Source organism: Pectobacterium brasiliense (assembly GCF_013449685.1).
In the GTDB taxonomy this organism is placed as follows: domain Bacteria; phylum Pseudomonadota; class Gammaproteobacteria; order Enterobacterales; family Enterobacteriaceae; genus Pectobacterium; species Pectobacterium brasiliense_A.
On the sequence record NZ_JACDSF010000017.1, the window covers coordinates 258,255 to 270,815 of the forward strand.

8 protein-coding genes and 1 tRNA gene are annotated in these 12,561 nt (G+C 52.7%); 6 read left to right on the forward strand and 3 right to left on the reverse strand.

Annotation, left to right across the window (positions count from 1 at the left end; translation table 11 throughout):
* Positions 1-76 precede the first annotated feature (76 nt).
* Positions 77-1,186: an iron-sulfur cluster carrier protein ApbC gene (gene apbC / locus H0248_RS08970; RefSeq protein ID WP_010281301.1), complete on the reverse strand. Its 1,110-nt coding sequence runs from the start codon at positions 1,184-1,186 to the stop codon at positions 77-79.
* 223 nt (positions 1,187-1,409) lie between these two features.
* Between apbC and metG the strand changes: the two genes are divergently transcribed.
* The 6 genes from metG to H0248_RS09000 all read left to right on the forward strand — a co-directional run bounded on the left by metG (position 1,410) and on the right by H0248_RS09000 (position 10,943).
* Complete coding sequence (gene metG, locus H0248_RS08975; RefSeq protein WP_180785667.1) at positions 1,410-3,440, forward strand: methionine--tRNA ligase; 2,031 nt, start codon at positions 1,410-1,412, stop codon at positions 3,438-3,440.
* A 279-nt stretch (positions 3,441-3,719) separates the two neighbouring features.
* Entirely contained in the window at positions 3,720-6,767 is a 3,048-nt protein-coding gene (fdnG, locus tag H0248_RS08980; RefSeq protein WP_180785669.1) for a formate dehydrogenase-N subunit alpha, read from the forward strand.
* A gap of 12 nt (positions 6,768-6,779) precedes the next feature.
* Entirely contained in the window at positions 6,780-7,688 is a 909-nt protein-coding gene (gene fdxH, locus H0248_RS08985; protein ID WP_180785670.1) for a formate dehydrogenase subunit beta, read from the forward strand.
* On the forward strand, positions 7,681-8,316 hold the full coding sequence (gene fdnI, locus H0248_RS08990; RefSeq protein WP_039509324.1) for a formate dehydrogenase-N subunit gamma: 636 nt from the start codon (positions 7,681-7,683) through the stop codon (positions 8,314-8,316). The genes fdxH and fdnI overlap by 8 nt, the downstream gene beginning before the upstream one ends.
* Positions 8,317-8,601: 285 nt before the next feature.
* Positions 8,602-9,678: a sugar ABC transporter substrate-binding protein gene (locus H0248_RS08995; protein WP_180785672.1), complete on the forward strand. Its 1,077-nt coding sequence runs from the start codon at positions 8,602-8,604 to the stop codon at positions 9,676-9,678.
* 14 nt (positions 9,679-9,692) lie between these two features.
* Positions 9,693-10,943 (forward strand): LVIVD repeat-containing protein, encoded by a 1,251-nt coding sequence (locus tag H0248_RS09000; protein ID WP_180785674.1) that lies wholly within the window; start codon positions 9,693-9,695, stop codon positions 10,941-10,943.
* A gap of 55 nt (positions 10,944-10,998) precedes the next feature.
* On the opposite strand, the gene pgl is transcribed toward H0248_RS09000, so the two are convergent.
* Both pgl and H0248_RS09010 read right to left on the reverse strand, forming a co-directional pair.
* On the reverse strand, positions 10,999-11,997 hold the full coding sequence (pgl, locus tag H0248_RS09005; protein WP_180785675.1) for a 6-phosphogluconolactonase: 999 nt from the start codon (positions 11,995-11,997) through the stop codon (positions 10,999-11,001).
* Between the two features lie 318 nt (positions 11,998-12,315).
* A tRNA-Ser gene (locus H0248_RS09010) sits at positions 12,316-12,403 on the reverse strand.
* Positions 12,404-12,561 lie beyond the last annotated feature (158 nt).

A 12,561-nucleotide genomic window follows, 5' to 3' on the forward strand; every position in this document is an offset into this window, starting at 1 on the left:
GCCCGAGGGAAATCGCATGCTGGCGCAGGATCAAACCGGGGCAAATCCCCCGGCTGATTACCCTTTGGCGGAAACGCTACAGCGCCCGGAAAGAAATTTCGCCGGGAATCGTATCACCCTGCCAGTAAAGCTGAGCGGCAACCTGCCCCGCCAGTTCGCGATACAGAGAAGTAAACTCGCTGTCCGGCTGGCTGACTACCGTCGGTTCACCGCGGTCAAGGTCTTCACGCAGGGAGATATGCAGCGGAAGCTGACCTAACAGAGAACAGTGATATTTTTCCGCCAGCTTCTGCGCACCGCCCGTGCCGAAGATCGGCTCCAGATGACCACAGTTGCTACAGATATGTACGCTCATATTCTCAACGATGCCCAGTACCGGCACACTGACTTTTTCAAACATCGCGATACCCTTCATGGCATCCATCAGTGCGATATCCTGTGGCGTCGTCACCACGACCGCACCCGTGACAGGAATACTCTGCGCCAGCGTCAGTTGAATATCACCCGTACCCGGCGGCATATCTAATACCAGATAGTCCAGATCCGGCCAGAGAGTATCCTGCAGCAGTTGCAATAACGCTTTGCTGGCCATCGGCCCACGCCACACCATTGCGTTATCGTCCGTCACCAGATAACCAATCGAGTTGGTTGCCAGGCCGTGCGCGATAATCGGTGCCATATGTTGACCATCTGGCGAGGTTGGGCGCTCACTGGCCGAGCCCAGCATAGTCGGAATGGAAGGACCGTAGATGTCAGCATCCAGAATGCCCACATTCGCGCCTTCGGCCGCCAGCGCCAGCGCCATATTGACTGCGGTACTGGATTTGCCGACTCCGCCTTTGCCGGAGCTGACGGCAATGATGTTTTTCACGCCCTTCACGCCGGCCTGATCGTTAACCCGACGCAGCGTCGCGATATCGTGCGTTAAGCGCCACTCGACCGCCTTTGCGCCTGATAAACGTAATAGCTCATCGCTAACCGTTTCTTTTAATACTGCCAAACCGCTCAGCCAGACAAACGGCATCGTCAGGTCGATATGCAACACGTTGTCCAGCAGCGCACAATGGCGCAGTGCATTCAGTGTCGTCAGGTTATTTTTCAGTGTCGGGTGCTGAAAAGTAGATAAAACCCCGGTGACCATCGCACGTAGTGCTTCAGGGCGTTGTTCGGGGACTGTCGCGTTCATTCCGGCTCCTTGAAATTCTCATATTTGACCGTTGAGACCGTATATAGCATACCAGAGCGAGGGAAGCCTGACGCCCTTCGGCATCAAAAACGTGGAAACGCTACGCAAATTAAAATCTGCCATGGGGTTTCCTGCCGTTTTTACTCACGCCAGCGGTTTACGCAGCAAGGCGCTATCGGTTAACATCGATTTCCCTCTATTCACAAAAGAAAGCAAGTTCCTCATGACTCAAGTCGCAAAGAAAATCTTGGTAACGTGCGCGCTGCCTTACGCTAATGGTTCAATCCACCTCGGTCATATGCTTGAACACGTTCAGGCCGATATTTGGGTTCGTTACCAACGAATGCGCGGTAACCAGGTTCACTTTATCTGTGCGGACGACGCTCACGGCACGCCAATCATGCTGAAAGCACAGCAGATGGGGATTGCGCCGGAAGAGATGATTGCGGCGATGAGTCAGGAGCATCAGCAGGACTTTGCTGGCTTCAATATCAGCTATGACAACTACCACTCTACGCACAGCGAAGAGAACCGAGAGCTGTCAGGTCTGATTTATGGTCGTCTGAAAGAGAACGGTTTTATTAAAAATCGCACTATTTCTCAGTTGTACGACCCAGAGAAAGGCATGTTTCTGCCGGATCGTTTCGTCAAAGGCACCTGCCCGAAATGTAAGGCAGCCGATCAATACGGCGATAACTGCGAAGTCTGCGGTGCGACCTACAGCCCAACAGAGCTGATCGAACCAAAATCAGTGGTGTCTGGTGCCACGCCAGAGATGCGTGAAACAGAACACTTTTTCTTCGATCTGCCTGCGTTCAGCGAGATGCTGCAAGCCTGGACGCGCTCCGGCGCATTGCAGGAGCAAGTCGCTAACAAGATGCAGGAATGGTTCGATTCTGGTCTGCAACAGTGGGACATTACCCGCGACGCGCCGTATTTCGGTTTTGAAATCCCCGATGCACCGGGCAAATATTTTTACGTCTGGCTGGACGCGCCAATCGGCTACATGGGGTCGTTCAAGAACCTGTGCGACAAACGTGGCGATCTGAATTTCGATGATTTCTGGAAGAAAGACTCCGACGCAGATTTGTACCACTTCATCGGTAAAGACATCGTTTATTTCCACAGCCTGTTCTGGCCTGCCATGCTGGAAGGCAGCGGTTTCCGTAAACCGACAAACCTGTTCGTACATGGTTATGTCACGGTCAACGGTGCCAAGATGTCTAAATCACGCGGCACCTTCATCAAAGCAGGCACGTACCTGCAACACTTGGATGCCGATTGCCTGCGTTATTACTACGCGGCAAAACTGTCTTCTCGCATTGATGACATCGACCTCAATCTGGAAGATTTCGTTCAGCGCGTGAATGCTGATATCGTTAACAAAGTCGTGAATCTGGCATCACGTAATGCCGGTTTCATCAACAAGCGCTTTGACGGCAAGTTGGCGGACAAGCTGGCCGACGCCGAGCTGTACAAAACCTTCACCGATGCCGCCACCAGCATTGCCGAAGCCTATAGCAGCCGTGAATCCGGGCGTGCCATTCGTGAGATCATGGCGCTGGCAGATATCGCCAACCGCTATGTTGACGAACAGGCACCGTGGGTTGTGGCGAAAGCAGAAGGTCGGGATGAAGACCTGCAAGCCATTTGCTCAATGGGCATCAACCTGTTCCGCGTACTGATGACCTACCTGAAGCCGGTTCTGCCTTCGCTATCCCAGCGGACAGAAGCATTTTTGAACACAGAACTCAGCTGGGATGCTATCGCTACACCGCTGCTGAGCCATCAGGTTAGCCCATTCAAAGCGCTGTTCAACCGCATCGATCTGGATAAAGTTAATGCGATGGTTGACGCGTCTAAAGAAGATATGGTCGCCGCGCAAAAAGTCGTCTCCGGCCCACTGGCAGACAACCCAGTGCAGGACACGATTAACTTTGACGATTTTGCCAAAGTCGATATGCGTATTGCACTGATTAAGCAGGCTGAGTTGGTTGACGGTTCTGACAAACTCTTACGTCTGACGCTGGATCTGGGCGGCGAAACCCGTCAGGTCTTCTCCGGCATTCGTGAGGCTTATCCCGATCCGGCTAAGCTGGAAGGCCGTTTAACCGTGATGGTCGCCAATCTGGCTCCGCGTAAAATGCGCTTCGGCATATCAGAAGGCATGGTGATGGCAGCCGGTCCCGGCGGGAAAGATATCTTCCTGTTGAGCCCAGACAGCGGCGCTCAGCCTGGTATGCAGGTCAAATAACCACCACATCAAGCCGGATTTTTATCCGGCTTTTTTTGCAACAATTCCTCCACAAACTCCCGCTTACTCCCCTTTGACTGACTCGTCACGCCACATTATTTGTAACCATGAAATAACAAAATCGTTGTGTATTACAATATATAACGAATAAAAAATATACCTCTTTATAGGTGTTATGGGGGTTTAAATACTTAAATTTTGATTTTGCGCAAAGCCCACAATTTATGTGTTGTTAAATTGCTCGCAACAAAAATGACACATAATTACACAGGGAAACTAATGCAACTCAATAGAAGAGGTTTCTTTAAAGTTTGCGCGGGGGGGATGGCTGGAACCACTCTCGCGGTATTGGGCTTTACACCCACGGAAGCAATGGCATCAGTACGTCAATATAAGCTGTTACGAGCGAAAGAGACACGTAACAACTGCACCTACTGTTCAGTGGGTTGCGGTGTGCTCATGTATAGCCTGGGCGATGGCGCCAAGAACGCAAAACCTTCCATTTTTCATATCGAAGGTGATGCGGACCACCCAGTCAGCCGTGGCTCCCTTTGCCCGAAAGGTGCAGGTCTGGTCGACTACATCCACAGCGAAAACCGCCTGCTCTACCCAGAATACCGCGCGCCGGGCTCAGACAAATGGCAACGAATCAGCTGGGACGACGCGATTGAACGCATAGCGCGCCTGATGAAAGCTGACCGCGACGCCAACTTCGAACGTACTAACGCCAAAGGCGAAACCGTCAACCGCTGGCTGACTACCGGGATGTTGTGCTCTTCTGCCGCCAGCAACGAAACCGGCATTCTCGACCAGAAATTTGCCCGCTCTCTCGGCATGGTCGCTATCGACTGTCAGGCTCGTCTGTGTCACGGACCAACCGTTGCCGCACTAGCACCGACATTCGGCCGTGGCGCGATGACTAACAACTGGGTTGATATTAAAAACGCCAACGTCATCATCGTCATGGGCGGAAACCCGGCAGAAGCGCACCCGGTCGGTTTCAAATGGGCCGTTGAAGCGAAAACGCACAACAATGCGAAGCTGATTGTGGTCGATCCGCGTTTTAACCGCTCCGCTGCCGTTGCCGATCTCTACGCGCCGATTCGCGCAGGCTCAGATGCCGCCTTCCTGTTAGGTATCGTTAACTACCTTATTACGAACGATAAAATTCATCACGAATACGTGGTGTCTTACACCAATGCCAGCCTGATCGTACGCGATGACTTTAGCTTCGACGAAGGCTTGTTCAGCGGCTATGACGAACAAAAACGCCAATATGACAAATCCAGCTGGCAGTATGAGTTAGATGAGTCCGGTTTCGCCAAACGTGACAACACGCTGTCCCATCCGCGCTGCGTCTGGAACCTGCTGAAAAAGCACGTCTCCCGCTATACGCTGGAAATGGTGACCTCTCTGTGCGGTACCTCAGCCAAAGATTACGAAGAGATTTGCCGTACGCTGGCTGAAACCTGTGTACCGAATAAAACCGCAACCTTCATGTATGCACTGGGTTGGACGCACCACACCAACGGCGCGCAAATTATCCGCTCCGCTGGCATGATCCAGCTTCTGTTGGGGAATATTGGTATGGCAGGCGGCGGCATCAACGCCCTGCGCGGCCACTCCAACATTCAGGGGTATACCGATCTGGGTCTGCTGTCGTTAAATCTGCCGGGCTATATGCCACTGCCGTCAGAAAAACAGCCGGATCTGAATACCTATCTGGGCCAAATCACGCCAACCGCCGTGTTGCCCGATCAGGTTAACTATTGGAAAAACACGCCAAAATTCTTTATCAGCATGATGAAGAGCTTCTACGGCGACCACGCGCAGGCCGCGAATAACTGGGGTTATGACTGGTTGCCGAAGTGGGATCGTAGCTACGACGTCATGGTGCAAACCGAGCTGATGGTGGAAGGCAAAATGAACGGCTACATCGTTCAGGGCTTTAACCCCGTTGCGGCGTTCTCTAACAAGAATAAAGCGACCGAAGCGCTCTCCAAGCTCAAGTACATGGTCATCATCGATCCGCTGGTCACGGAAACGTCCACGTTCTGGCAGAACTATGGCGAATTCAATGACGTGGATACGAAGTCCATTCAGACTGAAGTCTTCCGTCTGCCGTCTTCCTGCTTTGCCGAAGAGAATGGCTCTATCGCCAACTCCGGTCGCTGGCTGCAATGGCACTGGGCGGCGGCTGAGCCACCAGGAGAGGCCCGTCACGACGGAAAAATCCTCGGTAAGCTACTGATGCGCCTACGTGAGCTGTATAACGAAGAAGGCGGTACTTACCCGGATCCGTTGATGAACATCAACTGGAACTACAAAGACCCAGAAGATCCAACGCCGGAAGAGATCGCCCGCGAAGCCAACGGCATGGCGCTGGCTGATATCTACGACGACAGCGGCAAACTGATCCTGAAAAAAGGTCAGCAGATCGCCGATTTCTCACAGTTGCGTGATGACGGCACTACGTCCAGCTTCTGCTGGATTTACGCTGGGAGTTGGACAGAAGCCGGTAACCAGATGGATAGACGCGACAACGCCGATGCCGGTCTGGGCTGTACGCCGAACTGGGCATGGTGCTGGCCGCAAAACCGCCGCATTCTCTACAACCGCGCCTCCGCCAACCTGCAAGGGAAACCGTGGGACAGCAAGCGTAAATTGCTGGAATGGACCGGTCAGAAGTGGCAAGGCATTGATGTGCCTGACTTCGCCGCAACCGTACCACCAGGCAAAGACACTGGGCCGTTCATCATGCTGCCGGAAGGTCTGGCACGTCTGTTCTCCGTGGACAAACTGGTAGACGGGCCGTTCCCTGAACACTACGAGCCGATCGAATCACCTATTGGCACCAACCCGCTGCACCCGTCGGTGATTTCCAGCCCGGTTGCGCGTTTGTTTGCGCGTGATGCGAAAACCATGGGCACCGCGAAGGATTTCCCTTATGTGGCGACCACGTACTCGATTACCGAATTGTTCCGTCACTGGACAAAACACGCACGCCTGAACGCGATTGTGCAGCCAGAACAGTTTGTTGAGATCGGTGAAAATCTGGCGAAGAGCAAAGGCATTAAAGCGGGCGATGAAGTCAAAGTCTCCTGCCAGCGTGGCTACATCAAAGCCAAAGCGGTGGTAACGAAGCGTATCAAAACGCTGCAAATTGCCGGACGCAGCGTGGAAACCGTTGGTATTCCCTGCCACTGGGGCTTTGAGGGAACCACGCGTAAAGGGTTCCTGGCTAACACACTCACCCCGAGCGTCGGCGACGCTAATTCACAAACGCCTGAGTACAAAGCGTTTTTGGTTAATGTAGAGAAGGCGTAAGGGTAGCCAATTATGTCAATGCAATCACAAGATATTATTAAACGTTCGGCCACCAACGGCTTTACACCGCCTCCGCATGTGCGTGATGACAAAAGCGAAGTGGCAAAACTGATCGATGTCACCACCTGTATCGGCTGTAAAGGCTGTCAGGTAGCCTGTTCAGAGTGGAACGATATTCGTGACGACGTCGGCCATAACTTTGGCGTTTATGATAACCCAGCGGATTTGAGTGCCAAATCCTGGACGCTGATGCGCTTTTCCGAAGTGGAAGAGAACGATCGTCTGGAATGGTTGATCCGTAAAGATGGCTGCATGCACTGTAGCGATCCGGGCTGTCTGAAAGCCTGTCCTTCCGCTGGTGCCGTTATCCAGTATGCCAACGGTATCGTCGATTTTCAGTCAGAACACTGTATCGGCTGCGGCTATTGCATCGCCGGATGCCCATTCAATATTCCGCGTCTGAATAAAGAAGATAACCGCGTCTATAAATGTACGCTGTGCGTCGACAGAGTCAGCGTTGGGCAAGAGCCTGCCTGCGTGAAAACCTGTCCGACGGGTGCCATTCGTTTCGGTACGAAAGAAGAGATGAAGCATCTGGCAGAAGAACGCATCGCCGATCTGAAAAGCCGTGGTTATGCGAACGCAGGCCTCTACGATCCGCAGGGCGTGGGCGGTACGCACGTGATGTATGTTCTGCACCACGCAGACAGGCCGTCGCTCTACCACAATCTGCCGGATGATCCGCAGATTTCTACGCCGGTCAACCTGTGGAAGGGCATTCTGAAGCCACTATCTGCGTTAGGGTTTGTCGCCACGTTCGCTGGGTTAATGTTCCACTACATCGGTGTGGGTCCGAACACAGAAGAAATGGATCATGACCACGAAGGAGAAGATAAAGAAGGGGGAGACAAACATGAGTAAATCAAAAATGATTTTGCGCACCAAGTTTATCGATCGCATCTGTCACTGGATTGTGGTGATTAGCTTTTTCCTGGTCGCGCTCTCAGGTATTGCTTTGTTTTTCCCAACCCTGCAATGGCTGACACAGACGTTTGGTACGCCGCAGATGGGACGTATTCTGCACCCGTTTTTTGGCGTGCTAATTGTCATCTGCCTGATCCCGATGTTCTTCCGCTTTGTTGGCCATAACATTCCGAAGAAACGTGACTTGCCGTGGTTCCTCAACATTATTGAAGTGTTGAAAGGCAATGAGCATGAAGTCTCAGAAGTGGGTAAATATAACCCAGGCCAGAAAATGATGTTCTGGAGCATCATGGGACTGACGCTGGTGCTGTTGATCACTGGGGTAATCATGTGGCGTCCTTACTTTGCTCACCTGTTCCCGATTGATGTCGTGCGCTACGCCATTCTGATTCATGCCGTTGCGGCTATCGTCCTCATCCATGCCATCCTGATCCATATGTACATGGCGTTCTGGGTAAAAGGATCGATCAAAGGCATGATCGAAGGCAAGGTCTCCAAGCGCTGGGCGCGTAAACACCACCCACGCTGGGCGCGTGAAATGGAAGAGAAAGAAGCTAAGAAGTAATTCACGTTCTTTTCATTTAATCACCTCCTCAAATGCCCGCCTCGCGGGCATTTTTCTTTTTATCCGCAGTCAGTACGAATCGTTATAACTTAAACCCAAAAGTCATAATGCTCGCCTCTTCCTCGTCTATCGCTCAACGGCTATGATGCAGTATCATTTTTAAATAGACATCCAGACATAAAGACAGCTATAAAGTAGTGACGCAGAAAACATAACAATACTGCCATCGACACGACACACTTTCATCAACACAAGATCCCTTTATAAAACGCCATGGAGCTGATAATGAAGAAATTTACGCCCGCCCTGCTTGCACTGAGCTTACTGACAGCATTACCGGCACTGGCGAATCAGAATGCCACCATTGCTCCCGTTCCAGCCGCTATCGCCAATCATGACGGTCCGGTTCGCATCGCGGTTATCCGCAACTTGGGTTCCGACGACAACACCACGCAGTTTGTTTCCGGCGTGCTTGAAGAAGGTAAAAAGCTGGGCTTCAAGGTCAGCACTTTTCTGAGCAACGGCGATGATGCCCGTTTTCAGGATTTCGTGAATCAGGCGATTAGCCAGAAATATGATGGCATCATCCTGTCACAGGGCCGCGATCCCTACTCTACCGATTTGATTAAACGCATCGTCGACAGCGGCATTGCCGTTTCCGTGTTTGATACCGCCGTGAATGGCGAAATTCCGGGCGTGACCGTCACCCAGCAGGATGATGCCTCCCTGACTAACGAATCACTCGGCCAACTGGTGAAGGATTTCAACGGTAAAGCCAACATTATCAAACTGTGGGTCGCTGGCTTCCCGCCGATGGAGCGCCGCCAGCTTGCCTATCAACAGATCCTGAAAGCCAACCCCGGCATCAAGGAACTCGAATCGATTGGTGCCGTGTCCTCTGACGTTCAGGGCGATACCGCTAACAAAGTCGGCGCGGTGCTGGCGAAATACCCGAAAGGCAAAATCGATGCAATCTGGGGATCGTGGGATGCCTTCAGCCAAGGTGCTTATAAAGCGTTGAAAGAAAACGGCCGGACCGAAATCAAACTGTACAGCATCGACATCTCCAATCAGGACTTACAACTGATGCGAGAAGCAAGCAGCCCGTGGAAAGTCAGCGTAGCTGTCGATCCTAAACTGATCGGTAAAGTGAACCTGCGTCTGGTTGCCAACAAGATTGCCGGTGAAGCGACACCTGCGACCTACGAGTTCCGCGCTGCCGCGATTCCACAGGCGCTGTTAGCTAGCCAGGCGGGTGCAGTCAACGTCGCCGGATTAGCGAAAATCATCCCAGGCTGGGGCCAAACGGATGATTTTATCGCACCGTGGTTTGCTACACTGGAAGCCAAACAGGCGAAATAACACGGAGATAACTCATGGCATCGACCCCTCTGCCCACCCCCGATTACAGCCGTAATATGCGGCTGATTGGACACAGCGATCAGGGTGGCAGACCCGACGGCGTGCAGGTGATGGTTAACCGCGGCTACGCTTATATCGGGCATATGGTTTCACAAGGCGTGTCGATTGTGGATGTGCGCGATGCCAGAAATCCCAAGCCGGCGGGGTTTATTGCTGCCCCGCCCGGCACCTGGAACATCCACCTGCAAACGCATGATGACCTGCTGCTTGTCGTCAACGCGCGCGATTTGTTTGCCGACGCCAGCTTCGCCGAGGAAAAAGTCTATTACACCCGCTCCGTTGCTGACACGGTCAGTACCAAACAACAGGGTAAAAGCTGGAGCGCCGGATTACGGATTTTCGATATCTCAACGCCGGATAAACCGCGCGAGATCAGCTTCCTGCCGCTGGACGGCATCGGCATTCACCGCATCTGGTACGTAGGTGGACGCTGGGCCTATGTCTCCGCGCTGCTTGATGGCTACAGCGACTACATCTTTCTGACTATCGATCTGGCCGATCCACAGCGTCCGGAAGTTGCTGGCCGCTACTGGCTACCTGGCATGCACACCGCCGGCGGGGAATCCGCAAGCTGGCCAGAAGGCAAGCGTTACGCATTGCATCATGCCATCATCAGCGGCGACACCGCCTATGGCAGCTGGCGCGATGGCGGATTGACGCTGCTGGACGTGAGCGATCGCACTAATCCACAGCTCATCAGCCACCGTAACTGGAGCCCACCGTTTGGCGGCGGTACACACACGGCACTACCTTTGCCGGATCGCGATCTGCTGATCGTGTTGGATGAAGCGGTATTGGATAATCAAGAAGATGGCGAGAAATTGATTTGGGTGTTCGATATTCGTGAACCGAGCAATCCGGTGAGCATCGCCACCTTCCCACAGCCGAAAGAAACGGACTATGTGAAGAAAGGCGCACACTTTGGCCCACATAACCTGCATGAAAACCGGCCCGGCAGCTTCATCAGTTCGTCACTGATTTTCGCCACGTATCAAAACGCAGGGGTACGCGCTTACGACATCAGTAACCCGTATCAGCCGAAGGAAACCGGTGCGCTGGTGCCTGCTGCGCCAGCCAGAATGGTCGACAAGCGCCCCGGCAGACCGCAGATTATTCAGTCCTGCGATGTGTTTGTTGATGCTGACGGCATCATCTACAGCACGGATTACAACGCGGGTTTGTCGATCATCGAATACCGGGGTTAATCGAAAAAAAAAGCCCTGCGGATCAATGCAGGGCTTACTGTGGTGCGTAGCTAACTTAGTCCAGCGCCAGCACCGACACCCACATAGGCCCCTGACCGACGGCGTAACGCGCCAGCGGTTGCAGATCGCCCGAGTTCTGGTCGATGTGATACACCTCAATGTGCTGCGATTTCTGCCCTGCTGAAATCAAGAACTCACCGGTATTGTCGATATTGAAACCGCGCGGCTGCGTTTCGGTCGGCTGATGTCCGGTCAGCGTTAACGTGCTGCCGTCTTCTGATACCTGGAAAACACTCAGCAGGCTGGCAGTACGATCGCTGATGTACAGAAAGCGACCATTCGGCGTAATGTGAATATCTGCCGCCCAGCGCGTGTCGCTGAAGCCTGCTGGCATAGCATCCAGCGTTTGCACTTTCTGCAATTCCCCACCAGTTGCATCCAACTGATACACATCCACCGAGCTGTCCAGTTCATTCACACAATAGGCAAAGCGTTGATTTGGGTGGAAAACCATATGGCGTGGACCGGCACCCGCTACCGTCGTCATTTCAGACTGACGGTGCACGCTCAATTCGCCCGTCGCACCCAGATCGTACAGGCGGATGCGGTCTTCTTTCAGGCACGGTGCCCACACGACAGAATTGGTTGGATCGGTGTTGGTAGAGTGGCACCCTTCCAGTCCGTCCAATTGTTGGATCGGCTCGCCGACGATGCCATCAGCACCAATCGGGCTAACGCTAACGCAGGCACCGCTGTAAGACGCGCTGAACAGGAAACGTCCGTCGTTATCGGTAGACAGATGCGTCGGGCTGCCCGGTAAAGACGCGACACCCGCTTCCGTCAATTTCCCCTGTTCATCAATACGATAGCTCAGAACCCTGAAATCAGGACGAACCCCAACATACAGGTGACGCTTGTTCGGTGCGATCACCATCGGCTGAACCTGTCCCGGAACGTCAACGGTTTGCAATAATGTCAGATTTCCCTGAGCACCGAGTTGCCAAACATGAATCTGCTGGCTTTCCGGGCTGGCGACATAAACCACTTGCTGCATCGTATTCTCCTTATTTTTCACGCGATGTGGGCGGCACAGGAAGGCTCAAAAAGAAGTTCATCAGAAGGATAATGAACCTGCTCAACCTGACGCACGGCATACCATAAATGACCAATCACTCTATTCTACAGAGACATCGCAAGGCTACTATTGATTTAAATAATGGCTGATTTAAGTAATGATTGTTTTAAGTAATGATGGATGTAGCGAACAGGCGCTGATGGTGGGCAATGACGAATCGATGATGAAAAGTGATGGCTCAGAATATCAGGGGAAGATAAGAGAATAATAACGAGGTATACAAGGAAATAGGTGAAGTGGCGGAGGAGTAGAGATTCGAACTCTAGAACGCTTTCGCGTCGCCGGTTTTCAAGACCGGTGCCTTCAACCACTCGGCCACTCCTCCGCAATGACGCGCACTATAAACAGTACGCCGCACATTGTAAAGCCGCATTGTGGTCAACTGCTTAAAAAATAGATGATAAGCCGTTGAAAGCATAGAAAATCAACAATGGCGCTGTAAAAACGTCCGTTTAGCCTTATTTCCCACCGCCGCGCTGAATC